Origin of the sequence: Kribbella sp. VKM Ac-2566 (genome assembly GCF_004366005.1) — a bacterium.
GTDB lineage: Bacteria > Actinomycetota > Actinomycetes > Propionibacteriales > Kribbellaceae > Kribbella > Kribbella pratensis.
Window position 1 is genome coordinate 873,513 of record NZ_SODT01000008.1, and the last position, 26,337, is coordinate 899,849.

Annotated in this window: 23 protein-coding genes and 1 pseudogene; 9 read left to right on the plus strand and 15 right to left on the minus strand. The window is 68.0% G+C overall.

The window, feature by feature from the left end:
• Positions 1 to 73: 73 nt before the first annotated feature.
• The 3 genes from EV647_RS07075 to EV647_RS07085 are packed head-to-tail and all read left to right on the plus strand — an operon-like array spanning position 74 to position 1,999.
• Positions 74 to 715 (plus strand): hypothetical protein, encoded by a 642-nt coding sequence (locus EV647_RS07075; protein WP_134000142.1) that lies wholly within the window; start codon positions 74 to 76, stop codon positions 713 to 715.
• Between the two features lie 3 nt (positions 716 to 718).
• The gene (locus tag EV647_RS07080) at positions 719 to 1,555 is read left to right on the plus strand and encodes a hypothetical protein (protein ID WP_134000145.1); all 837 of its coding nucleotides are present in this window, start codon (positions 719 to 721) and stop codon (positions 1,553 to 1,555) included.
• Positions 1,556 to 1,591: 36 nt separating this feature from the next.
• Positions 1,592 to 1,999 (plus strand): VOC family protein, encoded by a 408-nt coding sequence (locus tag EV647_RS07085; protein WP_166680235.1) that lies wholly within the window; start codon positions 1,592 to 1,594, stop codon positions 1,997 to 1,999.
• Between the two features lie 16 nt (positions 2,000 to 2,015).
• Here EV647_RS07085 and EV647_RS07090 read toward each other — a convergent pair whose 3' ends face one another.
• The 6 genes from EV647_RS07090 to EV647_RS42850 all read right to left on the minus strand — a co-directional run bounded on the left by EV647_RS07090 (position 2,016) and on the right by EV647_RS42850 (position 9,195).
• Complete coding sequence (locus EV647_RS07090) at positions 2,016 to 3,035, minus strand: LacI family DNA-binding transcriptional regulator (protein WP_134000154.1); 1,020 nt, start codon at positions 3,033 to 3,035, stop codon at positions 2,016 to 2,018.
• Between the two features lie 105 nt (positions 3,036 to 3,140).
• Positions 3,141 to 4,463 (minus strand): ABC transporter substrate-binding protein, encoded by a 1,323-nt coding sequence (locus EV647_RS07095; RefSeq protein ID WP_134000157.1) that lies wholly within the window; start codon positions 4,461 to 4,463, stop codon positions 3,141 to 3,143.
• Positions 4,464 to 4,676: 213 nt separating this feature from the next.
• A complete protein-coding gene (locus EV647_RS07100) occupies positions 4,677 to 5,777 on the minus strand; it encodes a LacI family DNA-binding transcriptional regulator (protein WP_134000160.1) in 1,101 nt (366 codons plus the stop codon).
• Entirely contained in the window at positions 5,737 to 7,578 is a 1,842-nt protein-coding gene (locus tag EV647_RS07105; RefSeq protein ID WP_238177065.1) for a DUF2264 domain-containing protein, read from the minus strand. The genes EV647_RS07100 and EV647_RS07105 overlap by 41 nt, the downstream gene beginning before the upstream one ends.
• Positions 7,579 to 7,921: 343 nt before the next feature.
• Positions 7,922 to 8,806: a hydroxyacid dehydrogenase gene (locus tag EV647_RS42845; protein ID WP_238177066.1), complete on the minus strand. Its 885-nt coding sequence runs from the start codon at positions 8,804 to 8,806 to the stop codon at positions 7,922 to 7,924.
• On the minus strand, positions 8,803 to 9,195 hold the full coding sequence (locus EV647_RS42850) for a hypothetical protein (RefSeq protein ID WP_166680236.1): 393 nt from the start codon (positions 9,193 to 9,195) through the stop codon (positions 8,803 to 8,805). The genes EV647_RS42845 and EV647_RS42850 overlap by 4 nt, the downstream gene beginning before the upstream one ends.
• Before the next feature lie 310 nt (positions 9,196 to 9,505).
• Between EV647_RS42850 and EV647_RS07120 the strand changes: the two genes are divergently transcribed.
• Genes EV647_RS07120 through EV647_RS07135 form a run of 4 tightly spaced genes read left to right on the plus strand, consistent with a single transcriptional unit; the run spans position 9,506 to position 14,304 of the window.
• Positions 9,506 to 10,495 carry a sugar ABC transporter permease gene (locus EV647_RS07120; RefSeq protein ID WP_238177067.1) on the plus strand — a complete coding sequence of 330 codons (990 nt, stop codon included), beginning with the start codon at positions 9,506 to 9,508 and terminating at the stop codon, positions 10,493 to 10,495.
• On the plus strand, positions 10,492 to 11,385 hold the full coding sequence (locus EV647_RS07125; protein WP_202876057.1) for a carbohydrate ABC transporter permease: 894 nt from the start codon (positions 10,492 to 10,494) through the stop codon (positions 11,383 to 11,385). Before EV647_RS07120 ends, EV647_RS07125 begins: the two co-directional genes overlap by 4 nt.
• Before the next feature lie 10 nt (positions 11,386 to 11,395).
• Entirely contained in the window at positions 11,396 to 13,048 is a 1,653-nt protein-coding gene (locus EV647_RS07130) for an extracellular solute-binding protein (RefSeq protein WP_134000169.1), read from the plus strand.
• Positions 13,045 to 14,304: an alpha-L-fucosidase gene (locus EV647_RS07135; RefSeq protein ID WP_134000172.1), complete on the plus strand. Its 1,260-nt coding sequence runs from the start codon at positions 13,045 to 13,047 to the stop codon at positions 14,302 to 14,304. Before EV647_RS07130 ends, EV647_RS07135 begins: the two co-directional genes overlap by 4 nt.
• Positions 14,305 to 14,386: 82 nt before the next feature.
• On the opposite strand, the gene EV647_RS07140 is transcribed toward EV647_RS07135, so the two are convergent.
• The 3 genes from EV647_RS07140 to hemW all read right to left on the minus strand — a co-directional run bounded on the left by EV647_RS07140 (position 14,387) and on the right by hemW (position 19,573).
• A complete protein-coding gene (locus tag EV647_RS07140) occupies positions 14,387 to 15,739 on the minus strand; it encodes a M60 family metallopeptidase (RefSeq protein ID WP_134000175.1) in 1,353 nt (450 codons plus the stop codon).
• A gap of 95 nt (positions 15,740 to 15,834) precedes the next feature.
• Positions 15,835 to 18,213, minus strand: a complete 2,379-nt coding sequence (locus EV647_RS07145) for a polysaccharide lyase 8 family protein (protein ID WP_134000178.1) — start codon at positions 18,211 to 18,213, stop codon at positions 15,835 to 15,837.
• 94 nt (positions 18,214 to 18,307) lie between these two features.
• On the minus strand, positions 18,308 to 19,573 hold the full coding sequence (hemW, locus tag EV647_RS07150) for a radical SAM family heme chaperone HemW (RefSeq protein ID WP_134000181.1): 1,266 nt from the start codon (positions 19,571 to 19,573) through the stop codon (positions 18,308 to 18,310).
• Positions 19,574 to 19,824: 251 nt separating this feature from the next.
• Between hemW and EV647_RS07155 the strand changes: the two are divergent.
• Together EV647_RS07155 and EV647_RS42855 are read left to right on the plus strand one after the other, a co-directional pair.
• Positions 19,825 to 21,469 (plus strand): annotated as a pseudogene (locus EV647_RS07155) (MDR family MFS transporter).
• Positions 21,466 to 21,636, plus strand: a complete 171-nt coding sequence (locus tag EV647_RS42855) for a hypothetical protein (protein WP_238177068.1) — start codon at positions 21,466 to 21,468, stop codon at positions 21,634 to 21,636. Before EV647_RS07155 ends, EV647_RS42855 begins: the two are co-directional and overlap by 4 nt.
• Positions 21,637 to 21,813: 177 nt before the next feature.
• On the opposite strand, the gene EV647_RS07160 is transcribed toward EV647_RS42855, so the two are convergent.
• From EV647_RS07160 to EV647_RS07185, 6 genes are all read right to left on the minus strand, one after another.
• Complete coding sequence (locus tag EV647_RS07160; RefSeq protein WP_134000184.1) at positions 21,814 to 21,993, minus strand: hypothetical protein; 180 nt, start codon at positions 21,991 to 21,993, stop codon at positions 21,814 to 21,816.
• Between the two features lie 31 nt (positions 21,994 to 22,024).
• A complete protein-coding gene (locus EV647_RS07165; RefSeq protein WP_134000187.1) occupies positions 22,025 to 22,228 on the minus strand; it encodes a hypothetical protein in 204 nt (67 codons plus the stop codon).
• The gene (locus EV647_RS07170; RefSeq protein WP_134000190.1) at positions 22,225 to 22,461 is read right to left on the minus strand and encodes a hypothetical protein; all 237 of its coding nucleotides are present in this window, start codon (positions 22,459 to 22,461) and stop codon (positions 22,225 to 22,227) included. The genes EV647_RS07165 and EV647_RS07170 overlap by 4 nt, the downstream gene beginning before the upstream one ends.
• Positions 22,458 to 23,675, minus strand: a complete 1,218-nt coding sequence (locus EV647_RS07175; RefSeq protein WP_134000193.1) for an OmpA family protein — start codon at positions 23,673 to 23,675, stop codon at positions 22,458 to 22,460. The genes EV647_RS07170 and EV647_RS07175 overlap by 4 nt, the downstream gene beginning before the upstream one ends.
• 227 nt (positions 23,676 to 23,902) lie before the next feature.
• Positions 23,903 to 25,411 carry a hypothetical protein gene (locus EV647_RS07180; RefSeq protein ID WP_134000196.1) on the minus strand — a complete coding sequence of 503 codons (1,509 nt, stop codon included), beginning with the start codon at positions 25,409 to 25,411 and terminating at the stop codon, positions 23,903 to 23,905.
• Positions 25,411 to 26,217 carry a hypothetical protein gene (locus EV647_RS07185; RefSeq protein WP_134000199.1) on the minus strand — a complete coding sequence of 269 codons (807 nt, stop codon included), beginning with the start codon at positions 26,215 to 26,217 and terminating at the stop codon, positions 25,411 to 25,413. The genes EV647_RS07180 and EV647_RS07185 overlap by 1 nt, the downstream gene beginning before the upstream one ends.
• Positions 26,218 to 26,337: the final 120 nt, after the last annotated feature.

The window sequence follows — 26,337 nt, forward strand, 5'->3', positions numbered from 1 at the left end:
GTTGCAGCGGAGAGTGAACAAACTGTTGTGGCGTTCTGCACGCAGGGTCATTCTGTTCGTGGGGGTGGTCGTGATGCGCGCCTGGGCTGTGCTGGTTTCCGTAGTCGCATTGCTGGCGGCGGGATGCTCCGACACGTCCGGTGGCGGAGGGACGTCGCCACCGGACGAGACCACGACCTCCGACAGCACGAGCGAGCCGGCCCCGGAGCCGACGGGCGCCGAGACGACGCAGCCGCGGCAGAACAAGCCGGCGGTCGAGATCGCAACGCTCCCGATCGGTCCGGGAGCCGAGGCGAACCAGCCGGACGACCAGGCAAAGCAATGCGTCGGCGTCAGCCTGACCGGGCTGGAGCTTCCGCAAGGTGCCACGGTGACTTACCGCGCACCCACTCTGAGCCAGGACGACAAGTACTTCGAGATCGACCAGTCCGGTTGTGGCGGCCAGAGCCCGGAGTGCACCGGGCACCAGGTCCGCTCCGGCGACACACCGGCCTGCTTCGCCGGAGTCCGGCAGGTGACGAACGCCGAAGGACACCACGCCACCCTGATCATCACCGCGGACGCGACGTGCGCAACCGCGGAAGACTGCGAAGCACTCAAGCGCGGTGGCGTCAGCCAGATCGGCTTCGACTCGCGCGCACTCGGCGGCCCGCAACCGAGCGAGACTCCGCCCGAGACCCCCGAGACGCCCGCTGAGACGCCGTCGGACGGCTGAGCGATGGCGGACGAGCGGTCGCAGGCGGAGCGGTGGATCAGCTTCGCGGCAGGCATCGTCACACCGGTGACGTTGGTCAGCGCGCTGCTGTTCTACTTCGGGTACGTCGCCGCGCGGTCGCAGTACGAGTACTTCGGGATCGACGTCGACACGATCGGGCTGAGCACCCAGGACTACGTGATGCGCAGTCCGCAACCGCTGCTCGTCCCGTTGCTCGTCATCACGTTGCTGGTTGTCGCCGCGCTGCTGATCCACAACGCGATCCACCCGACGCCGACCGGCGTACGGCGAGCCGCGCGGATCGCCGTACTGATGCTGATCCTCGGTGTCGCGGGCCTGCTCGCCTATCCGTTGATCGGCGGGATCGCGTACTACGCGCTCATCGTGCCCGCCGTCATCGGCCTGGCCGCCGCGACGCTTGCCTACCTCACCTATCTGCGCCGCAAGGCCGACCCGTCCGTCGGTCCGCAACGGGTCCTCATCGCACTCCTGGCCGTCGTCACCGTCATCTGCGCGTTCTGGGCCACCGCAACCATCGCCCAGTACACCGGCCGCGGCCTCGCCAAGTCCGACGCGCGCCACCCGAGCCGCTTCCCGGTCGTCATCCTCGACACGAAGGAGAAGCTCGCGCTGCGCTCGCCCGGCATCGAGGAAACCGCGCTGCGTGCGGGCGCTGGGCAGACGTTCAACTACCGCTACCGCGGTCTGCGCCTGCTGGTAGTCGGCGAGAACCGCCTATTCCTGGTGCCGGCGAACTGGTCCGCGTCGAACACCACGCTGATACTTCCCCTCGACAACACCATCCGCGTCCAGTTCCAGTTCGAGAACGACCCGCCCTAGCCGAAAATGTCCGAGCCTCGAACGAGGATGTCGCCCATGAGTGCTCAAGCCCCACTTCGCAGCGTTGACGCGGTCGTCCTCGCGGTTCCCGACCTCGACGCAGGCCTCGAGTTCTATCGGGACGGACTGGGACATGACCTGCTGTGGCGCAACGACGACCTCGGCCAAGCCGGCCTCCGCTGCCCGGAGTCGGCGACCGAGATCGTGCTCTCGACACGTTTGCCACCCGAGCCGAACTGGTTGGTGCAATCGGTGGACCAGGCGATCGACGCGATCACGGCAGCCGGTGGTCAGCTGCTCAGCGGCCCCACCGACATCCCGGTGGGCCGCGTCGCGGCGGTGTCCGACCCGTTCGGCAACCGACTCGTGCTGGTCGACCTCAGCGCGGGCCGCTACACCACAGACCAGCACGGCCAGGTGACAGGCGTCGCCCCGGAGCCGTAGTCAGCCGGCCCGATACTCAGGCGCTGTCGCGGACGATCAGTTCGGTGTCGTAGATCTCGGGGCTGGTGAGGTCGGCACCGGCGATCTTCGCCAGGAGGATCTGGGCGAGGCGGGCACCCAGCTGTTCCACGGGCTGGCGGACCGTGGTGAGCTTCGGGGTGGTCGTGGTGGCGAGCACCGAGTCGTCGAAGCCGACCACGGCCACGTCCGCGGGGACGCGGCGGCCGTGCTGGGACAGGACGCGAAGAGCTGCGGTCGCCATCAGGTCGGACGCCACGAACAGGCCGTCCAGGTCAGGGTGCTCGTCCAGGAGGCGCAGTGTCGCCTGCTCGCCACCGTCCGCGGTGAAGTCGCCGTACGCGATCATCGCGGGCAGTCCGGCTTCCTTCATCACTTCCTGGTAGCCGGTCAGGCGGTCGATGCCGGCGGTCATGTCGAGCGGCCCGGCGATGGTCGCGATCTTGCGGCGGCCGATCGACAGCAGGTGCTCGACCCCGGTCCGGGCGCCGGCGACGTTGTCCACGTCCACACTCGCCACCGGTACGTCGACCCCGAGCGGCCGCGCGCTGAACACGATCGGCAGCGGCAACTGCGCCAGCTCCTGCAGCACGTTGTCGCGGCCGTGGTGGCTGATGATGATCGCGCCGTCCACGTGTCCGCCGCGCAGGTATCGCAGCAGCCGCTGGTCGTCGACCCCGGTCGGTTCCGGGGCGGGCTCGATCAGCAGCACGAGCTGGGACGACGTCGGCGCGAGCGTCCGGCTGACGCCGCTGAGCATGCCGGCGAAGAACGGGTCGGAGAACACCCGGCTGTCCGGCTCGGGTACGACGATCGCGATCGAGTCGGTCCGCCGCGTCACCAGCGCGCGGGCCGCCCGGTTCGGCACGTAGCCGAGCTGCAGGATCGCCTGCTCGACCGCGGCGACCGTGTCCGGCAGCACCTTCGGCGACCCGTTCACCACGCGCGAGACCGTTGCCCGCGACACCCCGGCGAGCGCCGCGACCTGCTCCAAGGTCGGAGAACCAGACTCGTTCATCGGCCCTCCTCAGTTCTTGATTGGCCCGCGTTCACACCGTAGTACGTCCCCGGCCGACCGCGCGTCGGACGCCGGCCGTGGACGTGGCGTGTTGGCAGCCAGGACCTAATTGCCGACGCGGGTGTCGGCGACCTTCTCGGCCTGGGCGAGGGCCTGTTTCCACGCGGCGTCCGGCGGCTGCTTGCCGTCGTCGACGCGGGACAGCGCCGCGCTGAAGATCTGGTTGATCTCGCCGTCGCGGGGACCCTTGTGCTGCTTGAGAATCACGTTCCGGGCCCGGTTGACGAAGATCTGCCCGACCGGCGCGTTGTTGAAGTACGCGTTGACCTGCGACTTCACCTGCGGGTCGTTGTACGCGTCGAGTGTGGACGGGAACGAGCCGATCTTCTTGAACACCTTCACCTGCTGCTCCGGCGCCGTCAGCCAGGCGGCCAGCTTGGCGGCCTCCTCGGGATGCACCGACTGCGCCGGCACGGTCAGGTACGACCCGCCCCAGTTGCCACCGCCGCCGGGGAACACGTCGGCGACGTCCCACTTGCCCTTGCCGTAGGCACCCGCGTTGTCCTGGATCACGCCGAGCAGCCAGCCCGGACAGGCCATGGTCGCGAACTTGTCGCTGCGGAACGCCGCGTTCCAGGCGTCGCTCCAGGCCGGCAGCCGCGCGGACAGGCCGTCCTTGCTTCCGGCCACCACCTGGTTCCAGGTGTTCTTCAGCCGCGGGTTCTCGGCGCCGAGGAAGCGGTCCTGGTTCGAGTAGTACGCCTCGATCAGCTGGTTGCGCATGGCTTCCCAGGTCAGCACCGCGGAGTCGTACCAGGCCGAGCCCGGCACGCGTTGCTTGAACTTCCGCCCGGTCGCGAAGTACGACGGCCAGTCCTGGAACAGCTCGGCCACCTTGGCCCGGTCGGTCGGCAGCCCGGCCTTCGCGAACAGGTCCCGGCGGTAGCAGATGGCCTCCGGGCCGATGTCGGTGCCGTAGCCGATGATCTTCCCGTCCGGCGTCGTCGCGCCGGCCACCTTCCAGTCCAGCCAGCGGTCCCGCAGGTCGTCTGCGCCGTACTTGCGCAGGTCGACGAACTTGTCGTCCTTGGCCAGGTACTTGTAGATCCAGCTGACCTCCATCGCCTCGATGTCGGCGAGGCCGGTGCCGCGGGCGAGGTTCGCGTCCAGGTTCTTGACGTGGTCGTCGACGGTCTTGGCGTGCCGCTCCACGATCGTGATGTTCGGGTGCGCGGCCTCGTACTCGGCGTACAGGTCGGCGTACCCGAACTCGTTGAAGGTGGCGATGGTCAGCTCGATCTTCGGCCCGTCGGATTCGGCGGCACCGGACTCGGGGGTGCCGGAACCGCCACCGCAGGCAGCGGCGGTCAAGATCGCGGCGCAGGCCAGGACGCCGGCTACGGGGCGATAGCGGGCACTGGGCCGCATGCGAAGCTCCCTGAAACTCGGACGGGGGTTGAGAGCGCTCTCGGATCGCGAAAGTGAGCTGAGTCTCAAGCGTCCGCAGTGGATATGTCAAGCATCGCATAGTCACCCTGAGACACGAGGCCGGACAGGTCCGGACATAGTGTCATCGCTGGTCACGCTGCGAATCTCCGCGATCACCCAGTGCCCCCGAGGCTGGGAGTTCGCTGTGAGTGATCAAGACGACCGCGGCGGTCCGACGGAGTCGCGGACCACGACGACGGTGCCGAGCGTGGTCATCGGCTGCTGATGGGCGAACGGATCCGCGCTCGGCTCCTGCCCCGCGAGCCCGGCCCGTACGGCGGCCCGCCCGAGCTCCTCCAGCGGCACCCGGACAGTCGTCAATGCCGGCTGCAGCTCGGTCGCCACCGGTACGTCGTCGTACCCGGCCACCGACATGTCGTCCGGGATCCGCAGGCCGCGCTCGCGCAGGGCGGCGTACACGCCCGCGGCGACGATGTCGTTGGCGGCGAAGATCGCGGTGAAGTCGAGCCCGTCGTCGAGGGCCCGGAGCGTCTGCTGGTACCCCCACTGCCGGCCGAACGCGCCGGTCCGGACCAGGTTCGGGTCGTGTTCGAGCTTGCGCGCGGCGAACGCCTGCCGGAAACCGCGGAGGCGGGCGGTCGTCGTGGACAGGGTCGTCGGCCCGCCCAGATACAGGATCTTGGTGTGGCCGGCGCTCAGCAGATGATCGGTGATCGCCGCCGCGCCGCCGGTGTTGTCGTACTCGACGGCGTAGGCCGGTACGCCGTCCTCCAGCCCCGGCCGGCCGCAGAGGACCAGGCTCGAACCGTTCTTCGCCAACTGACGGGCGCGTTGCCCGACCGCGGCGAAGTACTCCTTGTCCTCGACGGCGCCGCCGACCAGGATCACGGCGTCCGCGCGCTGTTCGAGCAGGAGGTCGACGAACCGCAGCTCGGCGGACTCGCCGCCCTGGGTCGAGCAGACCAGGCAGAGGCGGCCGGAGGCGAGCGCCTCGGACTGGACGCCGCGGGCGATATAGGCGAAGAACGGATCGACGATCTCGCTGACCACGATGCCGACCACACGGGTGGTGGACCCGGCGAGGGCGCGGGCGTGCGCGTTCGCGACGTACCCGAGGTCCCGCATCGCGCGTTCGACCGCGACCCGGGTCGAGGCCGCGACCGGATAGTTGCCGTTGACAACACGGGAGACGGTCGCGGTGGAGACACCCGCGCGGGCGGCCACGTCCCGGATGGTCCGGGCGGACTCGGGGTCACGCCGGCGCGCCCTCGACCGGGGCGGTTCCGCCGCCATCACCCACCTCCTCACCCAGCTGTACGTCGGCCGTCGTACCGTCGGCGAACCGGACCGTGACGTGCAGCCCGTGCACCGTCACGTCGATACTCTCGGCCAGTTGCCGCGGCCAGACCGTGTCGCCGGACAGTACCACCGCGGACACCAGCACCAGCGGATCTTTCCCGTCGTGCTGAGCCTCCAGGTACGGCGTCGCCGAATGCGGACCGAACGGGTTCGCGTCGAGCCCACGTCGTACGGCGGCACCCTCGTACCCATGCAACCCAACCACCACTGACGTCAGCCTGTCGATCCGCGTCGCCTGTGCCCACGTTGCGTCCACGTCGACCTCGGGCAGGTCGGTGCCCGCTACCGCATAGCCGCCGTGCCGGACCACGCCGGCCGGTCCGTTGACGAGCACACACCGCACCTCGATCCGACCGTGCACGACGCTGGCCACCTCGATCCGCGCGGCACCTGCTTGCCACCACGAGGCGGCCGATGCTTCTGCCACTCCGATGCGGTGGATCTGCGTCCGGTGGCCGCCGTTGAGGGTGATGTGGTTGTCGAGGTGTTCGCCGGTGAGTTCGGGGCCGGTCCGGCTCGAGTAGGCGAGGCGGTCGTAGTGGGCGTCGCCCTCGGCTCCGTGGTCGCTGCCGTGGTTGAGGAGGCGGACGATGCCGTCGAGTTTGGTTGCCTGCACGAGGAACCCTGGCGCCGGCAACGCCCGTACCTGGTCGCGTTCGTCGAGGGGCAGGGCGGACTCGCGGGCGGTCCAGACGTCGTGGTCGGCCGGTAGCAGGAGGCCGAGGAATCCCTTGGAGGCCCAGTACGGCGACGCGGGTCCGGAGTACGGCTGCGTGGTCGGGAGGAAGTGGTGATGCCAACCGAGCGACAGCAGTCCCCGCTCGTCGGGGACGCCGTGGTCGACGAAGTGGCGCAAGGTGCCGGAGCACAGGCGGCGGGTCTGACCAGGCGTCAGCGGGGTCGCATCAAGGAGCGCGCCCATCCAGTACGGCGCCGCAGTGGCCATGCGATAGCAGAGTGAACGACCGAAGTGGATCGGTGCGCCGTCGGAGCCGGTGAGGTGTACGGCGTCCTCGAGGAAGCGGTGCAGGCGTTCGCGGTAGATGGCCAGGCGGCCGTCCGCGGACGGTCCCGCCATCCGCGTCCACAGGCCCGGGTACAGGTGCATCGCCCAGCCGATGTAGTGGTCGAAGTTCTGCCCCGGACCATCCGAGTACCAACCGTCGCCCACGTACCAGTCCTCGATCCGGTCGAGGCCCGCGTCGATGTCGTCCTGCGAGTACGGCGCTCCGACCGATGCGAGGAACTGCTCTCCGACGACCTGGAACAACCTCCAGTTGTTGTCCCACGTCCGTGAGCCGACGAACCCGCTCAGCCAGTCGACAACCACCTGCTGATCGCGTACGTCGAGTTTGTTCCACAACCACGCCCGCGACTCGTGCAGGCCGACCGCGACCGCCGCCGCCTCCACCATCTGCTGCGAACACGGCGTCAACCGCGGCCACTCACCCGCGGCCCCCGCCACCAGCCCGCTCGCATACCGCTCGACCAGCCGATCGTCCCCGCCGTCCGCGACAATCCGGAACGCAGCCAGCAGAAACGACCGCGCAAACCCTTCCAGCCCGTCACAATCCGCCCCCGACCAACTCCCCCGCCCCGGCAACCGAACCTGCGCCCCACTCGCCGAAAACCACGGCACCAACGACTCCAACAACTGATCGGCAACCGCCAACCAGGTCTCCCGCGTATACCCGGTCCGCGACGACAACACCCGATCCGACCCCGGCAACTTCACGCGTTCCAACCCCCCGCCATCACACGAAGACAAGTCCGCCCCGCTTGAGTGATACGTGCCTGTGGTGCTGGCGGCTGGCGGGTTGTGTACGCGATGGCAGGTTGTAGCAGGCCAGCCGAGACATAACCCGTCAGCGGGGAGCAGGTCGAGCGTTGCGTGGTTGGTGGGGTGAGGTGGTGTGGTGATTGCGTGGAAGGTGTGCGGCTGGACAGGTAGTGCACCGGCGAGACGCTGTACGCGCGGAGACGATCACGCTCAGGTGCACTACCCGACTGCCTGACACCTCCTGTCCATCTGCACACATTCGCTTGTCGTGCCCGGCGGGAGAACGATCCGAGTCGATTCATGCGATCCGTCCTAGGTCGTCGCGGGCTATCCCGTGGGCGAGGGGTTTGCCGGCGGCCAGGCGTTCTATCTCGGCTACGGCGGCCTCGCCGAGTCTCGTGGACTCGTTGCCCATGGCACCGGCCAGGTGCGGGGTGATGAAGACGTTCGGGAGTTGAAGCATCGGCGAATCGAGGGGCAACGGCTCGGGGTCCGTGACGTCGAGGATCGCGTCCAGGCGCCCGGAAACGCACTCACGCTCGAGCGCGACATGATCGACCAGCCCGCCCCGCGCGGTGTTGATCAGCACCCCGCCGTCCGGCATCGCCGCCAGCAACTCCGCCGACACCAGCCCCTCGGTCTCCGGCAGCAACGGGGCGTGGACGCTCACGATGTCGCTCGCCGCGAACAGCTCCGGCAACTCACACCACCGCGCCCCGAACTCCGCAGCTTCAGCCGGGCTCAGATACGGATCGTTCACCAGTACGTCGACATCGAGTCCGCGCAGTCGTTCCAGCACCAATCGTCCGATCCGCGACGCTCCGAGCACGCCGACCGTCGTACCGAGCGTGCCGAGAATCGGCGCCCCTGGCAACGGACGCTTCACCCCGGAGGTCCGGAACCAGTCGCGGTGCCGGAACGCCCGCTTCCCGGCCAGCACGATCGCCGCGAGCGTGAACTCGGCGACCGGGACCGCGTTCGCCGCGGCCGCCGACGAAACCTCCACGCCGCGCTCGAAGACGACCGGATCGACAAACGTCTTGATCGTCCCCGCCGCGTGCACGATCGCCCGCAACTTCGGCGCCGCGTCGAGCACCTCTGCAGTGATCCGCGGGCACCCCCACCCGGTCAGCAGCACCTCGGCGTCAGCCAACTCGTCCGCCACGTCCGCGAACGAAGTCACCAACCGCGGCACCCCGCCCCGCACCCCGCCGCCGACCCCGCCAAAGGCACCACCACCCGCACCACCACCTGCACCACCCCCCGCACCACCACCTGCACCACCACCTGCACCACCACCTGCACCACCGCCCGCACCACCGTCGGAACCACCGTCGGAACCACCGCCGGCACCACCGCCGGCACCACCGCCGGCACCACCGTCGGAACCACCGTCGGAACCACCGCCGGCACCACCGTCGGAACCACCGCCTGCATCGCCGCCCGCATCACCGCCAGCTGCATCGTCGCGGGCGCCACCATCACCATCACCACCGCCACCGTCAGCACCCCCGCGGCTGGCACCCCCATCAGCACCTCCTTCAGCACGTCCTTCAGCACCTCCTGCAGCACCTCCTGCAGTGCCGGCGCGGAGGCCGAGTACCTCGGCGACGGCGGACAGGCGGTCGCGGGCCGTTGGGGTGAGGACCTCCGACCAGGTGTCCGCGGGCATCGCCACGAGCGTGCGCAACCGCGGACTGCTGCCCCGGTCGGGTTCAGGATTCGGCACGGATCACTCCTAGTAAACGGTTACTGAAAACCGTAGGTGCGGATCGCAGTGAAGGTCAAGACAATCTTCCCCGACCGCTTGACAGCAAGGCGGTGAACGTTTCATCGTTACTGCCACCCGGGACAGCAAACGCTTACTATCAGGAGGCGCCACATGCATCGCGTCAGCCGATCCGCCGGCCGCGCGCCGGACGCCGGGGACCGCGCCGCGCGCCGGGCAGCACGCCGGGCGCAAGGCGGACCGAGCCTGCGTGCCAGGCTGCGCCGCGACCGGGTGATGCTGCTCCTGGTTCTCCCCGGCTTCCTGTTCTTCGTGGTGTTCCACTACGTGCCGCTGCTGGGGAACGTGATCGTCTTCCAGGACTACCAGCCGTACCTCGGCTTCAAGGACAGCCCGTGGGTCGGCCTGGGCAACTTCGCCGTTTTCGCGGAGCCGGACTTCTACCGCGCACTGCTGAACACGCTGAAGTTCGCCGTACTGCAACTGGTCCTGTTCTTCCCCGCACCGATCGGCCTCGCCCTGCTGCTGAACAGCATCATCAGCCCGAAGATCAAGCGGTTCGTGCAGAGCGTCGTGTACCTGCCGCACTTCATCGGCTGGGTGATCCTGATCTCGATCAGCCAGCAGCTCATCGGCGGCACCGGCCTGCTCCCCCAGCTACTCGGCGAGCTCGGCCTGCCGCGGGTCGACCTGATGACCAGTTCCGGCTTCTTCCCCTGGCTGGTGACGCTGCAGCTGGTCTGGAAGGACGCCGGCTGGGGCACGATCATCTACCTCGCCGCGCTGCTGAACATCGACACCGAGCACTACGAGGCCGCCGCGATCGACGGAGCGGACCGGTGGCGGCGCCTGTGGCACGTGACGCTGCCGGGCATCGTGCCGGTCACGTTGCTGCTGCTGATCCTCAACCTGGGCAGCATTCTCTCGGTCGGCTTCGAGCAGATCCTGCTGCAGCGCGACGCCGTCGGCGCCGACGCGGCCGAAGTACTCGACACCTACGTCTACTTCCACGGCGTCCTCGACGGCCAGTGGGGTCCGGCCGCCGCCGTCGGCCTGGTCAAGGGCGTCATCGGCCTGGTCCTGATCCTCGGCGCCAACAAACTCGCCCACCGCTTCGGCCACGAAGGGATCTACTCCCGATGAAGACCTCGCAGCGGCCGCCCTGGATGGAGGCCCCGACCAAGGCCGGGCTGGCGATCAAGGGCGTGGTGATCGCGATCGTCTGCCTGCTGGTGCTCTATCCGTTCGTCAACATCGTCGCGACCAGCCTGGCCGGCGAGTCCGAGATCACGAGGCGCGGCGGCATCATCGCGTTGTTCCCGAGCGAGCCGACGCTGGCGGCGTACAAGACGATCTTCGCCGGTGGCGTGGTGAGTCATGCGCTGCTGGTCAGCGCGGGCATCACGATCATCGGTACGGCGCTGAACCTGGTCGTCACGATCGCGCTCGCCTACGGGCTCAGCCGGCCGATCGTCGGCGGGCGGTTCGTGTTGACAGCAGTATTGTTCACAATGTTGTTCGGGGCCGGCATCATCCCGAACTTCCTGCTGATCAAGGCGCTCGGGCTCTACGACTTGTACGCGTCGCTGATCGTCCCCGGCCTGGTCAGTGCCTTCAACTTCCTGGTACTGCGCAACTTCTTCCAGAACATCCCGGCCGAGCTGCTCGACAGCGCGCGGATCGACGGTGCCGGTGACCTCGCGATCCTGCTCCGGATCGTGCTGCCGCTGTCGAAGGCGGTTCTCGCGGTCGTCGCGCTGTTCTACGCCGTCGGCCACTGGAACGCGTTCTTCAACGCACTGCTCTACCTCAGCGACACCGGCAAGTGGCCGTTGCCGCTCGTCCTGCGCCTCTACGTCCTGCAGGGCCAACCGGTCGGCGGCGGCACCGAGTCGCCCGGCGAGGCTGTGGCGTCGATCCAGGCCGTGCAGATGGCGGTCGTCGTCGTCGCGCTCGTGCCCATCCTCTGCGTCTACCCGTTCCTGCAGCGCTACTTCACCAAGGGCGTACTCACCGGCGCCATCAAGGGTTAGGAGAAAGACCGTGACCACCCCATCTCTCAGTCGCCGGAGCTTCCTGCGCAGCGCCGTAGGTGTCGCCGTGATGAGCGCCACCGGCGTACCGACGCTGGTTGCCTGCAGCAGCGGCAGTACGACGGCCGGCCCCGCGCGGGCGTCCACCGTGACACTCCCGACGTACGTCGCCTTCGAGGGACCCAAGCCGGATCTGGCCGGCACCGCGGACGGCGTACCGCCCGGCTACCTGACCTATCCGAAGGACCTCGTCACCACCGTGAAGACGCCGCCGCTGTCGGGCGGCAAGGTCAGCGTGATGACCGACATCTTCGACCCGCTGCCGCCGGCCAAGGACAAGAACGCGGCCTGGCAGGCGGTCGAGCAGAAGCTCGGCGGCACGCTCGATCTGACCATCGTTCCGGACAGCGACTGGGCCACGAAGTTCCAGACCGTGCTGGCCGCCAACGAGCTGCCGGACCTGGTCCTGTTGTCGGACTCCAGCCTTGTCAACAATCTACCGGCCTTTTTGTCGGCAAAGTGCACGGACCTCACGCCGTACCTGTCCGGTGACAAGGTCAAGGACTACCCGAACCTTGCCAACATCCCGCAGGTGATCTGGCAGGCGTGCGTGGTCCAGGACAAGATCTACGGGCTGCCGATCCCGCGCAGCATCACGGGCGGCGCAGGCTTCTACAACAAGCGACTCTTCGATGCCGCCGGCATCGAGTACCCGGCCACCGCCGAGGACTTCCTGGCCGCGTGCAAGGAGCTGACCAAACCACAGCAGGGCCAGTGGGCGATCGTGAACTCGAAGGGCAACACGTTCTTCACGATGGTCCAGCAGATGTTCGGCGTACCGAACGGCTGGAAGGAGGACGGCGGCAAACTGGTCCGCAGCTTCGAGACGCCGGAGTACAAGGCGGCGCTCGAGTTCGCCGTCCAACTGGTCAAGACCGGCGTCACCGTGCCGGGCTCCGACGGTATCGACGGCACCGCCCGGAAGAACGCGTTCCGGGCCGGCAAGGGCGCGCTGGTGTACGACGGGTTCCCGGCGTACTCCGGCTACGTCAAGGACATGTCCCGGCTGGACCCGAAGAACGACCCGCGGGCGTTCGTCCCGATGGCGCCCAAGGGCGGCAAGGCGAACACCTGGTCGGACAACATCCTGTTCGCCTACACGCTGATGAAGAAGGCCGACGAGGCGCGCGCCAAAGAACTGCTCGCGGTGGCGAACTTCTTCGCGGCGCCGTTCGGCAGCACCGAGAACCTGCTGCTCACGTACGGCGTCGAGGGCGTCGACTTCACCCGCGACGCGAAGGGCAACCCGACGCTGACCAGCAAGGGCGAGGCCGAGCTGACGGTGCCGTGGAAGTACATCACCGCGCCGCCGCAGGCGCTCTACAACGCGCAGTTCCCGACGTACGTCGAGCGCGCCCACGAGGATCTGACCAAGCTGATCGGCATGGTCGTCAAGGATCCGACCGCGTCGCTGATCTCCCCGACCAACGACAAGTCCGGCGGCGACATCGGGCAGGCGCTGACCGATGTCCGCAACGACGTGATCGCCGGACGGAAGCCGATCAGCGCGTTCGACGCCGCGCTGAAGAAGTGGGCCAAGGACGGCGGCGACAAGATCCGCGGCGAGTTCGAGTCGGCGCTCGGCGGTGCGAGCCCGCGATGAGTTGGTTGACCGAGGCAAGGTTCGGGCTGTTCGTGCACTGGGGCATCTACGCGGCCGCGGCGCGGCACGAGTGGGTGAAGTCGTACGAACAGCTCACCGACGCGGAGTACCAGCCGTACTTCGACCACTTCTCGCCGGACCTGTACGACCCGGTCCGCTGGGCGGACGACGCCTGGAACGCGGGCATGCGCTACCTGGTGATCACTACGAAGCACCACGACGGGTTCTGCCTGTGGGACTCCAAGCTCACGGACTACTCGGCGCCGAACACGCCGTGGGGCGAGGACCTGCTCGCGCCGATGATCGACGCGTTCCGGGAGCGTGGGTTCAAGATCGGGCTGTACCACTCGTTGCTCGACTGGCATCACCCGGAGTTCCCGGTCGACCTGTACCACCCGCAGCGCAAGGACGTGGACTTCATCGACCGTACGGCGGACCGTGACGTCTCGAAGTACGCCGATTACCTGCACGGACAGGTCCGTGAACTGCTCACGGGGTACGGCAAGATCGACGTGATGTGGTTCGACTTCTCGTACGCCGACCGTGGGTTCAACGCCAAGGGTCCGGACGAGTGGCGGTCCGCGGAACTGCTGGCGATGGTCCGCGAGCTGCAGCCGGGGATCCTGGTGAACAACCGGCTCGGGCTCGGTTCCGGTGACTTCACCACGCCGGAGCAGGTCCAGCCGCCCGGGAACGAGGTTGCCGCTGGCAACGGTACGCAGGTGCCGTGGGAGGCGTGCCACACCCTCAACGGCAGCTGGGGTTACCACCGCGACAACCACGACTGGAAGTCGCCGGCGTTGCTGATCCGCATGCTGGTCGACGCGGTCTCGAAGGGCGGCAACATGCTGCTCAACGTCGGCCCGAACGGCCGCGGTGCCTGGGAGCCGCGCGCCCTCGACGTACTGTCCGGGATCGGTTCCTGGATGCGGCTGCACGAGCGCTCGATCCGCGGCTGCGGACCGAGTACGTACGTGCCGCCGGCGGACTGCCGCTACACGCAGAACGGCCGGCGGCTCTACCTGCATGTGTTCGCGTGGCCGATGGGTCACCTGCACCTACCGGGGTTGGGCGATCGGGTCGACTACGCGCAGTTCCTGCACGACGCGTCCGAGGTCAAGCGGGTGGATGTCGATCCGTCCGCGCCCGGGCACACGTACCTGACCGGGCTTCCCGACAACACGCTGACGCTCAAGCTGCCGAACCGCGCCCCCGAGGTAGACAGCTGCGTGATCGAACTCTTCCTGAAGGATTGAACTCCGAGCTCGCCTAGGACGGAGCTTCCCCGGTACGACGAAGGCACCCACCTCGACCCGGTGGGTGCCTTCGTCCTTTTGTCTACTGTCGGATTGTTGACGGGTCGAGAGGCGGCGGGGTCAGATGCAGTGCGGTGATCTGGGCGGTCGCCTCGGCGTCGACGGGGACGCCCCAGGCGCGGAAGAAGTCGCTCAGGTCGTGGCCGGCGGTCCGGCTGGAGAGGACGACGAGGTTGCGCAGCCGCAGGACCTCGTCGGTGTAGTCGCTCGCGTACGGGCGCTCCACCCGGACGAGCTTGTGCAGGTTCGGCCAGAAGCTGTCACCGAACGCCAGCCGGAGCTGCTCGAACATCACCAGCTTCTCGTACGGGTCGAACGTCGTGCCGTAGTTCACCTCCGGCGTCCGCAGCTTGCCCGGAGCGCTCTGCCACGGCGTGAGCCCGGTCTTCGCGTCCGGTGCGTGCAGCCGTGGCTGCTGGCCGTACTTCGTGGCGAAGACCGCGTTCACCGCGAGCGAGTAGATGTTGACCGTCACCTCGGTCAGCGAACTCGGCTTGTAGGTGATCTGCTGATGCTGGTGGCCGAGCTCGTGGTAGATGCCCCAGCCGCGCGTCCGCAGACCCGCCACCGTCAGCATCCGGTCCTGGATCGGCGGCGGGAACGACATGTGGCCGTGGGTCGCGTACGCCCCGACACCGGTGATCGCGGACGGGTACCCGACGAAGTGGTAGCGGTGCGCCAGCCGGGCGTGCTGCGGCGCGGATCCGTCGTACCCGCTGGTGGCGTCCTCGATCCCGATGATGTCCTCGTAGGTGGACAGCAGGTCGGTGTGGTTCTCGGTCCGATACGTCAGAGCAGAAGCACGCTCGACGGTGATCATCGCGTGCGGGCTCAGAAGTTCGATGTACGGCGTGGTGCGCCAATCGAGTTGGCGCTGGAACTCGGCCTCACCGGTGCGGCCGAGGACGAAGTACGGCATCGGCTGCGCCTCCTCGCCGATGGTGACCTTCGCCTGGCCGGTGTTGCCGATCAGCTTGAGGTAGACGACGCCACCGCCGGCGTCGGTGACGGTGTTGCGGCCGACCTGGAGCGGGTACTCACGGGGCGACTTGAACTCCTTGCGCGCGTCGGCGTCGGGCGCGCCGATCACGAGCGTCGGCGCCAGGCTCCCGACGTGAACGACCACGTTGAGCGCGGTGGCGGCAGGAAGGTAGAAGCCGGTCGAGCGGAGTTCGCTGGCGCTGAGGGAGTTCTGCGTTCGGTCGAGCTCGGTCGTGCGCGCCGACGGCAACGCGGGGATGGTGAAGGTGTAGCTGGTCTCTGCTCTCGCCACCGCTGGTACGGCGGCGAGAGCCAGGCCGGCTCCGGCTACTTGAAGAACACGTCGCCTGGTGAGCTGCCCCGTGAACGGTTGCGGGCGGGCGTGCGGCATCATCGAACAACCTCCTGGTTGAACTTGCCAGCACCCGGCGACCCGGCCGGCACGGCTTGCCGGCCCCGGTTGCTTGCGGAAACTCAGTTGAAGGACACTCAGTTGAAGGACACGGTGTGGGTGGCGCCCTTCGTACCACCGACAGCGATGTCCAGCACCAGCTGCTTGCCGGTGGCAACGACCGTGACCGCCGGATCCTTGGCGATCACGTCGCCGACCTGACGGTCGATCGTCAGCCGGACGGTTTGCGCGGTCCGGCTCGGGTCGGACACGGCGACCGTCGTCGTCCGGCCTTCGCTGCCGATCACCACGGACGCAGGCCCGTCACTGGCCACCACTCGCGGCCCGCCGGCCACCTCGGATACGGCACCGGCCGTCCAGAAGTTCGCCATGACCAGGTTCTCGCGGTGGGATCGCACCGCTTGGACATTCGGATTGTTGACAAGGACGGTCATCCCCGGATCAGCCGCACGCTCGGCCGTCTGCCGGCTGGTTGCGTTGGGCAACACGACGTACGCGTAGTCCCCGGTCTCGGTCCCGTGTTCCAGGACGAGCTTGGCGTAGCGGCGGGTGTACGGCGTCGTCGAGCCCGCCGTGTCGTTGCCGATGTTGATCTCGGACCACGATCCGGTTCGGTCCTCGCGCTGGATCCTGAGGCGCCCGCCACTGGGGAACACGTACCCGGCGACGCCTTCCAGATGCGCCCACTGCGGGTCGTCGTACGACCCGTCCGTTGCTGCGCTGCCGTCGAGCAGCAGTGCGGCCGTCCCGTTCTCGTGGAGATTCCGATTGTCGACAATCGTCTCCACCGGGTAGCCGTCGGTACCGGTGATCCCGGCGCCAAGGGCCACGATCGAGTCACTCAGACAGAACCAGGACTTCCTTGCCTGCAAGGTCCTGTCGTGGTTGATCAGGTGCATACCGACCGCGCCGGCGACATTCTTGTACGACGCCCCACCGACCCAATCGGCGTACGCCGCGACAGTCCCGGTGCCGCTCCCCGAGCCGCCCGGTTGACGGGGTTGCGTGCTGACCGTCGTACCAGGCGTCCGTTGCGCATCGACCGTCGGCCAGTACGCGTCGTTGAACTGGGACTGGTCGCGGTTGTACAGGTACGTCATGCCGTCGCCGACGTACCAGCCGCGGAGGTTCTCGCCGTTGCCCCACTCGTAGCGGGCCATCCGCTTCGACGACATCGCGATCGCGAACGTCCAGCCCGGGCGGCGGTGCACGACGCGGTCCTGGTTGTAGAACTGGAAGTGCCGCGTGACGGCCGGCGCCGGGACGACACCGGTGTCGGCGAGCAGCGCCTTGGCGCGGGAGATCTCCGGGATCGACGCGCCCGGGAGGTAGTCGCCGAGGCGGTCGCGGGTGATCCAGCCCTTGGCGAGTGCCTTGTAGCGCGAGGCGTACGGTTCCGCGACGCCGCTCGCGAGGAGGAGAACGGTCGATGTGGTGCCGTGGCCGTTGCGATGGTCACCGGCCCGCTCACGGGAGATCGCGCGGCCGGAGACGCAGTCCATCATCAGACCGTCGACGATGAACGGCGCGAAGCTTGCCTCGACCGCGTCCAGGAGTACGGCGCGGTGCGGGTCGGCGATCTCCCAGGTGGAGCCGCCGAGCAGGGCGATCAGGTTCGCGACCCCGCCGAGCGCCACGTTCCCGTACGTCCCGACGTACGCGAGGTTGCCGTGCTGGACGAACGAGCCGTCGCGGTAGAAGCCGTCGCCGCTCGTGACGTAGGTGAAGACGCTGTTCTTGCCGGCTTCGGCGACATCGCTCAGGGCATCGCGTGCTGTCGACAATTTGACGGTCGACTTTCCGACGATGCCGCGGAGCGCGACGATCAGCGCCTTGTCGACCCGGTTGGCGCCGGTCTCCCGGAGCGTGGGCGAGTTGGTCCGCCGGTTCGGGTCCGGGACGAACCGGTCGACGGCCGTCAGGAACTTCGTGAGCTGCTCAGCGGACAGGACGTCGTACGCGAGAACGCAGGTGTCGAGCAGTGCCCGCGGCGCGCCGATCTCCCAGAACCACCAGTTCCCGGTCTCTTTGAGCGTCTCGTTGTAGGCGTTCGCGTTGAGGAAGTCGAGCGCGCCACTCAACAGCTCGCCGGTCTCGGTCTGGGTAGTGCCCGTGGTCGCGCGGGCGAGCGCGATCGTCTTCAGGCGCGTGTAGCTGATCGAGAAGTTCCCGCTCGTCGAACTGAGCGGCAGATCCGGCCAGAGGGCCGTCCGGTCCGCCGACGTGATCATCGTGTCGGCGTACTGCTGGGCCTGCGTACTCAGGTTGGCGAGCGCATCGGTGTACGCCGGATCGGCTGCGTCGATCGCCCCGCCGGTGTTGAGCTCGGCCCAGCGTGCGCGGAGTACGTCGTACTCGTCCTCCGCGAACGCGCGGGTGGGCAACCCGAGCGTGCTGAGCGCACCGGCGGCAAGGCCGGCCTGAAGCAACAGTCGACGACGGATGAAGGGCGGCATCGCGACTCCTCGAACGGTAGTAAACGCTTACCACCAAGCCTGCCGCCTGCTCATAACAGTCGTCAACAGCTGACTGTGATCAGTTCTGATCACTTCACGGGAGCAGGTCCCGGACCACCGCATCCGCCAGCAACCGCCCGGGATCGGTCAGCACGAGCCGGTCGCCATCCCCGGCGCCTGGCTCGACCGCCGCGCCCTCAGTGCCCCCAGTGCCCCCAGCGGCGATCACCGCGAGACCGTCGGCGACCACCTGATCGACCGCGGCTCGCCCAGCCTCGTCCAGAACGTCGAGCGGCAGCCCCGCGGACAGCCGCACCTCGAGCAGCACCCGCTCGACGCGCCGGGTCTCCTCGTCGAGGGTCTCCCGCGCGTGCGCCGGGCTCTCGCCGGCGTTGATGCGCTCGGCGTACGCGCTCGGGTGCTTGACGTTCCACCAGCGCACCCCGCCGACATGGCTGTGCGCGCCCGGCCCGATTCCCCACCAGGTGTCGCCGCGCCAGTACAGCTCGTTGTGGCGGCAGCGGGCCGCCGTACTGCGGGCCCAGTTGGACACCTCGTACCACCGCAGCCCCTGGGCGGACAGCATCTCGTCGGCCAGCACGTACTTGTCGGCCAGGTCGTCGTCGTCCGGCATCGGCAGCTCACCACGCCGGATCCGCCGCGCGAGCTGCGTGCCGTCCTCGATGATCAACGCGTACGCGCTGACGTGATCCGGCTGCGCCGACAACGCCGACTCCAGCGACGCCCGCCAGTCGTCGAGCGACTCCCCCGGCGTCCCGTAGATGAGGTCCAGGTTCACGTGCTCGAACCCGGCCGCGGTCGCCTCCTTCACTGCCTGCAACGCGCGGCCCGGCGTGTGCTGCCGGTCGAGGATCCGCAGTACGTGCGAGGACGCGCTCTGCATCCCGAAACTCACCCGGGTGAACCCTGCCTCCAGCAGCGCCTCGAGGTACGCGGGGTCCACCGACTCCGGATTCGCCTCGGTCGTCACCTCCGCGCCGGGCGCGAGCCCGAACTCGTCCCGCACCGCGGCGAGCATCTTCCCCAGATCGGCGGCCGGCAGCAGGGTCGGCGTACCGCCCCCGAAGAACACCGTGTCGACCGGACGGTCCAGTTCGCCGAGGACCCGCCGCGCCATCCGGACCTCGTCGACCGCGGTCCCGGCGTACGTCGCCTGTGAGCCGCCACCGCCCAACTCCTTGGCGGTGTAGGTGTTGAAGTCGCAGTACCCGCACCGCGACGCGCAGAACGGGACATGCAGGTAGAACCCCAACGGCCGCCCGGCAGCCTCCCGCACAGCAGCATCCGGCAACGCCCCGTCCCGAGGCGCAATCTCCCCCTCAGGCAATGTCGACGGCACGCCCCCATCGTACGGACCGACGGGTAGTGGTCGGCCAGGTCCACCCCGATGCACCGCCGGCCGCGCTCGCCTCTGGGTCGCCGAACCGACCCCTACCCGTCGGTCGGTACGCCGAGGATTTCTTCCCGGGATCGCCGTGGTTCTGTGGTGGCGGAACGTGCTCACCCGATGACATTCGGCTCATGGAGACCGAGGCTCAGCCCGTCGGACGTGCCACCCGGAACGCGGTCGTGGTGGCGATCATGCTCGGCATGTTGCTCGCGGCCCTCGACCAGACGATCGTGGCGACCGCGCTGCCGACCATCGTCAGCGACCTCGGCGGCGCCAACCACCTGTCCTGGGTGGTCACGTCGTACCTGCTCGCCGAGACGATCATGACCGCGCTGATCGGGAAGTTCGGCGACCTGTACGGGCGCAAGCCGATGTTCCTGCTCAGTGTCGTCCTGTGCCTGGCCGGCTCCGCGCTCTGCGGGATGGCGGACTCGATGCTGTGGCTGGTCGGTTCCCGCGCGATCCAGGGGCTCGGCCGGCGGGCTGATGGTGACGGCGATGGCGGTGATCGCGGACGTCGTGCCGCTGAGCGAGCGCGGCCGGTACCAGGGCGTGATGGGTTCCGTGTTCGGTGTCTCCACCGTCGCGGGTCCGTTGCTCGGCGGGCTGTTCGTCGACCACCTGAGCTGGCGGGGGGCGTTCTACGTCAACATTCCGCTCGGCATCCTGGTCCTGATCGTTGCCTCGATCACCCTTCCGTCCGTGAAGGCCGCGGTCGGTCCGAAGATCGACTACCTCGGCATCCTGTTCATCGGTCTCGCCGCGACCGGACTGACACTGGTGACGACGTGGGGCGGGAACGAGTACGCCTGGACGTCGACGGTGATCATCGCGATGGCGGCCGGATCCGTGGTCGCGCTCGCGCTCTTCGTCCTGGCGGAACGGCGGGCGGCGGAACCGTTGCTGCCGTTGCGGTTGTTCCGGTCCGGCGTGTTCACGGTGTGCTCGATCATGAGCTTCATCATCGGGTTCGCGATGCTGGGCGGGGTCACGTACCTCCCGACGTCCCTGCAGTTCGTCCACGGCGCTTCGGCGACGGAGTCCGGTCTGCAGATGCTGCCGCTGGTGCTGGGGCTGCTGGTCGCATCGATCGGCGTCGGGCAGGTGATCAGCAAGACCGGGCGGTACCGGCTGTTCCCGATCATCGGCACCGTACCGATCGGGGTCGGGCTTTTCCTGTTGTCCCTTCTCGACAACACCACGTCGTACGTCGAGACGGCCGGGTTCATGATCGTCCTCGGGCTCGGTGTCGGGTTGTGCATGCCGGTCCCGACGGTGGTTGTGCAGAGTACGGTCGACTACTCGGACCTCGGCGTCGCGACCTCCGGCGTGAGCTTCCTGCGGACGATGGGCAGCTCGTTCGGCGTCGCGGTCTTCGGCTCGATCTACGCACATCAGTTGCCGGAAAGCTCGACGTCGCGGCGCAGGCGGCCAAGTCGATCCCCGGCTGACGTCAACGGTCGAGGGTGTCCGGTCCCTTCCCGACGCGGCGCGGTCCGTCATCACCGCGGCGTACGCCGACTCGCTCCATGTCGTGTTCCTCTGGGCGGTTCCGGTCGCCGGCCTGGGTTTCTTGGTCGCCCTGCTGCTGAAGGAGGTCCCGCTCCGCGACACCGCGCGGATGGCGGCCTCGGACGTCGGCGACAACTTCGCGGCGCCGGCGTCGTTCGACTCCGAGCACGAACTGCAGAAGCTCGCGGCTCTCGTCGTACGGCATCACAAGCGCAACCCGGCACCCGAAGTACTCGCCGAGTCGGGTATTCCGCTCAGTCACGCTCAGGCCTGGATGATCATGCGCATCTTCCGAGGCGGCGCGAGAGGGCTCCGCGACGCTGGCCGAGATGACCGGGGACCTCCGGATGCCACCCGGCGTCCTCGAACTCCTTGCCACCCAGTTGGTTGCCGACGGCTACCTGTCCGAGACCCTTGGCCACTACCGCTTCACCACCCTCGGCCTGGAGATGTCCAGCGCTTCGTCGGCCCCTTCCGCATCTGGATGCTCCACCGCCTGACCGACTGGGACCCGGAAAACTCCGACGCCTTCTCCCACGCCGTGGACCGCATCGCCGAACAATGATTGACCAAGGCCAATCCCTCACCACCGGCAAACACGCCGCCGCGCTCGCAGCCGCAGGTGCCGATTAGAAGCCACCGACGGCGTCGCCATCGAGCGACGCCGTCGACAGACTCTACTTCTGCTGAGAGGTCTCGCTCGCGCGGCGTCGTGACTCGGCGATCAGGGCCTTGCGCCTCTCCTCCTCGGCCTTCTTGCGAAGCCGCTCCTGCTCGCGGACATACTTGTCGAGTCGAGCCTGGTCGGCTTGACGGACCTCACCTGACGTCGGTTGCGGGGGTGGCAGATCTGCCATCGGTCTTCCTTTCGTTGTGGTTGGTTGTGAGTCAATCGCGGGAGAGGAGTCCTCGGGTGAGGCCGAACAGCCAGGTGATCAGGCATGTGCCCAGGAGCAGGGCAACAGCAGCCGATGCTCCGAACTGCCGGCCGATGCCGAACAACTGTGCGCCCAGGCCGAGTACGGCGAGCAGGAACAAACTGATGCGCTCGGCAACGACCAGACCCACCAACGCGGCCAGCATGATCGTCACGACGATGGATGCCGACAGGTAGTTTCCGGCTGGGGCTGCCACTCGACGGCAAGCTCGCAGATGGTCCAGGTCGCCGCCAGCAACGCCAGCCAAACTGCCATCAGCTGTCCGCTGAGCGAGCGCGGCTTGAGCATCGCCCGCCCGAGGCTGAAGCGGAAACCGAAGGAGCGTCCGATCACCAGGTAGACGACGATTACTCCGGCAAGCGGAAGCAGCACGGCCAGAATAGTCATCCCTTCGCCGGTTCACACGTGTTGTGCGACTGTGCCGTCACGATCCGCACGGTTCTATTGCGCACCGCGCGTATCGGATCGAGCGAGCCGTCCGGGCGTCGATCAGGCACGTAGCCCGTGAAGTGAGTAGCGACGCCGTCCGTGGTGACCTGGCCCGCCTCCACTCCGAGCTCGTTCACCAGCAGTGCTTTGACGGCGTCCGCGCGGCCGTGGCTTCGAGCTACGCGTTGTGCCTCCGTGCCGGCACTCGAAGTCGTGCCGGTGATCGATGCCTTCCGACCCGGCACGGCGGTCAGCCAGGTCGCCAGTCCCCGCAGCAACTCCTTGGCCGCGGGCCGGTCTCTGAAGTCGTTCGAGCTGGGCAGGAATCCGATCGGCGACGCGTCGTCGTACACGATCGTCTGCGGGCTGCAGAAGTTCGGCGAGACCGGCTTCGGCAGCGCGACGGGTTTCGTCGCGTACTGCGTCTGGGGCCCCGGCCCGGCGCGGGGATCCGGATCATGTTCGACCTTCGCACCCGCAGCCTGCAGTACGGCGGTCCACAGAGCAACCACGCTTGCGGTCTGAGCACCGGTCAGCGGCTCCTGCGGACGGCTGGTGTAGCCGAACCCGTCCAGCGTTACCTTCATCCCCCGAACGCCCAGTGCCCTGATCTCCGCCGTCAGCAGCTTCGTCACATCCGCCGGGTCAGCTGACAACATCCCTGGCACAGTGAGGTTCAGCGGCCCGGTGTCCGGTAGACCTGAGTCGATCACGACGATCTCGGCGGTCGGCGCGTTCAGCGCTCGCGCTTTGGCCGCGGCCAGCCGAATCCCTGTCAGGAGGTCTGATCCCGGGCTGTCCGCGGCCGCCTGCCGGACCGCTGTCACCACCTGGTTCAAGTCTTGCTCGACCATCTGCTCGCGTTTGGCATCGTTGTTCGCATCGTCGAACTGATAGGCAGTTCCGGTTAGGACGCTCGGAGTGCCATCCACAGCGACCACACCGACCGGCTGGCCGGCATTGATCGTCGCGCGGATCACGCAGCCGATCGTCTCCGAGACGTCCGACGCCGCCATGTTGCGATGTACCCCCACCACCAGCATCAGACCGGGCGCACTGTTGCAGCGCGGTCGGTGCGGCCCCGAAGAACAACCGACGGCCGACAAGAGAAGCAACCCCGCGAACAACCAGCCGCCGGTCCGTACCTTGAGGTTGCGAGAAGAAGACACCATCGAATACTCCCCGGAGTTCCGTGTAGTTGGTCCTGCTCAGAATTTCGTCCATCGCTCCGCGTGAGCCGGGCACACTAGACTCCAGGCGCAGCGCCGGCAGGTTCCCGGACTCAGCCAATGCGATCCTGGGCAGGAGTCGCCGCGCGGGCATCCCTCCAGCCCACGATCACAATGGGCGCACACCGGACGCGCGCCGGACCCTGCGGACCGGCGCCGCGGCCAGATAGTCATCGGTCGGCGACCCCGCGCTCCCGGCCAAGACTTGGTCCGGACTGACTCCCACCGACAGCGCCCACCGTGCTTGGTGGAGCTCCGTCAGCGTCGGACGGCACAGGATCCATCCGAACGACCCCAGTCGCTGCCGGATCGCCCAGATGGACGGCGATCTGGTACCGCGCGAACGCCTTCAATTCCAGGGCCAGGGCCTCCAACTCGGCAACGGCCTGCTCCGCGCCGGCGTCGACCTGAACGAGCTCGTGCCGGTGGATCTCGGTGTGCTCCGTCAGCCTGGCGACCAGACCCTCCAGAGCAGCCTGTCGCTTGGCGACGTTGGCTGCCTGGCTCCGGGCAGCACGCAGTCCTGCCGCCGCGTCGTTCGTCAGGTGATGACCGTCCAGCCACGCGATCACGCCAGTGGCGAGATAGACACCGGCGAGCAGCAGGGCCAGGAGATGCTCTTGTTTCTCCTGATCCGCTTGCGGTGGTGCGGCGCCGCCGAAAGTCACCGTCGTCACCTGGAACGTGCCAGACCTCCATCGCATGACGAACAGCGCGATCCCCAGAATCGCCCAAGCACTAGCCACCACGATCTGTACGGCAGTGCTGGATCGGCCCGTCGCGGTGGATCGACGGTACAGACGCCCTGCGGCCATGGCCAGCGTGATCGCACCCAACGTGAGCCCGATCGCCACCAGCCAGGAGTAAAACTCCCGCAGGTTCAGCGCCAGATCCAGCGTGGACTTGATGACAGCGAGATCGCCGGCAGCGACGATGCCAATAATGACCGCCCGGACGGACAGTCGCCAGACATAGTTGGTCCGAGTCTCGTGCGCGGCCTGAGCGTCGACCCATCCTTCTCCGACGGGCCCGGCCGGGCGCCCCGACGTGTCGGCCTCGTCGGCGGCCGCGCCCGGCTGCCGATCATCCGCTTCCTCGGGTACGACGCGCAGCCCGGTGTCGGGCCTCGCTTCGTCCGGATCGCCCAGCAATGTTGCGAGTTCGCCACGGGGGACGGACTCGACCGGCTCCGCCCGCACCCCGGCATCATCGGGTGTGGGGAAGGACCGCCGGTCGCTGTCACCTCGCGTCAGCTGATCACGCCAGTAGGCCTCCTCGGCTGACTTCTGCGTGGCTTCACGCCGTACTTGCCTCAGCTCCTGCTGGGATCTGACGCAGTTCTCGATGTCCGCCGCATAGAGCCGGGCGGCGATGCGCCGTCGGCTCTCCACTTGCGGCGGCAGTTGTGTCTTCCATTGCCGGAGCTGGGCGTCGATCCACGCGTCCAGGACGTATGGCGTTCCGGCGTCCAGGCAGCCGCGTTCGGCGAGTTCGCCGACGGCCTGGGTGACGACGAGGCGCGCGTCGGCCTGGACGGGCTGGATGGTCACCTGCGGGAGATCCAACGGAGCGATGCCGTCGGGTCGGTCGATCCTGGTGACCTGGTGAGACCGCATGGCCCGTTGGCGGTCCAGGTCAATGATCTCGGCCGGCTTCCCGTTGCGTCCGAAGATCCTCATCACCGCTCCTCCCTCGCCGAGACCAACGGGGCTCCGACCTCACCGGTCGGCGACTCGACCGACCAAGTGCAGGCCGCGGTCCACGCCGGTGCCTGGATCGTTCGGTAGGCCATGATCGGGTGCGCGGAGGTGACCGGGCTGTCCGGGAATCTCCTTCGCAGTGCGCGGAGATATCCACGCCTGTACACGGAGGCCCGGCGTTCGTGCAACTCGCGGATCCAACCGCTTCGGGCGGCCGCGTTGTCGAAGGCCGTACGCACCTCGGCATCCAACTCGGCGAAGGCCCGGCGGTAGCCAGCCAGGCGGTCTGTCCAGCTGGAGACCTCGGCCACCAGCTTCACCCGCTTGCGCATGTGCTCGAGGCGTCTCCGTGCGGCGACGACATCGTCGGAGTCTGGGCCTTCCGCCGGACCGCGACGACAGAGTTCCTCCTCAGTCGGATCCGGCAGCGCGCGCAAGCGATCGCCAGCTCGGCGTACGGCATCCAGCGACTCTCGAATGTTGACAACCGCCTGCTCCAGGCAGGCTCGTCGTTCCGCGACGCTTGCCTCTGCCACGAGGTACTCGCGGCGATCGCGATTCGCGAAGGTGTGCAGGTTGTTCGAGAGCCAGGCGGAACCGCTGCCCGATTCGGTGGCCGGGTCGGCCGCGTCCGCCGCCGGCATTGCCAGATCGATCCGTCCGTCCCGTTTGCCTGCCCAGGCGTCGAGCCAACGCCGCGGCCACCTGTACGGCAAGGACGGTTCAGGCTTGCGCACGTGCCGGTCGGACATCGTCCGGGCATGGCCAAGTGCATCACGTGTCATCGAGTGCCCCCACTCTGTTTCCCCGTGCCGGGATCACCCGGCCGTCCCGACGTCGCCTCTCCCCCCGGATGGCCAACGATCGGATTCAGATCGGACGACTACCCTCTGTCGCCATCCGCC

Coding starts and splice junctions, on each gene's coding strand:
- EV647_RS07140 (WP_134000175.1), bottom strand. CDS start 15,739: ATGATGCCGCACGCCCGCCCGCAACCGTTCACGGGGCAGCTCACCAGG.
- EV647_RS07095 (WP_134000157.1), bottom strand. CDS start 4,463: ATGCGGCCCAGTGCCCGCTATCGCCCCGTAGCCGGCGTCCTGGCCTGC.
- EV647_RS07080 (WP_134000145.1), top strand. CDS start 719: ATGGCGGACGAGCGGTCGCAGGCGGAGCGGTGGATCAGCTTCGCGGCA.
- EV647_RS07180 (WP_134000196.1), bottom strand. CDS start 25,411: ATGAGGATCTTCGGACGCAACGGGAAGCCGGCCGAGATCATTGACCTG.
- EV647_RS42855 (WP_238177068.1), top strand. CDS start 21,466: ATGACCGGGGACCTCCGGATGCCACCCGGCGTCCTCGAACTCCTTGCC.
- EV647_RS07175 (WP_134000193.1), bottom strand. CDS start 23,675: ATGGTGTCTTCTTCTCGCAACCTCAAGGTACGGACCGGCGGCTGGTTG.
- EV647_RS07145 (WP_134000178.1), bottom strand. CDS start 18,213: ATGCCGCCCTTCATCCGTCGTCGACTGTTGCTTCAGGCCGGCCTTGCC.
- EV647_RS07125 (WP_202876057.1), top strand. CDS start 10,492: ATGAAGACCTCGCAGCGGCCGCCCTGGATGGAGGCCCCGACCAAGGCC.
- EV647_RS07135 (WP_134000172.1), top strand. CDS start 13,045: ATGAGTTGGTTGACCGAGGCAAGGTTCGGGCTGTTCGTGCACTGGGGC.
- EV647_RS07160 (WP_134000184.1), bottom strand. CDS start 21,993: ATGGCAGATCTGCCACCCCCGCAACCGACGTCAGGTGAGGTCCGTCAA.
- EV647_RS07120 (WP_238177067.1), top strand. CDS start 9,506: ATGCATCGCGTCAGCCGATCCGCCGGCCGCGCGCCGGACGCCGGGGAC.
- EV647_RS07170 (WP_134000190.1), bottom strand. CDS start 22,461: ATGACTATTCTGGCCGTGCTGCTTCCGCTTGCCGGAGTAATCGTCGTC.
- EV647_RS07075 (WP_134000142.1), top strand. CDS start 74: ATGCGCGCCTGGGCTGTGCTGGTTTCCGTAGTCGCATTGCTGGCGGCG.
- EV647_RS07185 (WP_134000199.1), bottom strand. CDS start 26,217: ATGACACGTGATGCACTTGGCCATGCCCGGACGATGTCCGACCGGCAC.
- EV647_RS07100 (WP_134000160.1), bottom strand. CDS start 5,777: ATGGCGGCGGAACCGCCCCGGTCGAGGGCGCGCCGGCGTGACCCCGAG.
- EV647_RS07085 (WP_166680235.1), top strand. CDS start 1,592: ATGAGTGCTCAAGCCCCACTTCGCAGCGTTGACGCGGTCGTCCTCGCG.
- EV647_RS07090 (WP_134000154.1), bottom strand. CDS start 3,035: ATGAACGAGTCTGGTTCTCCGACCTTGGAGCAGGTCGCGGCGCTCGCC.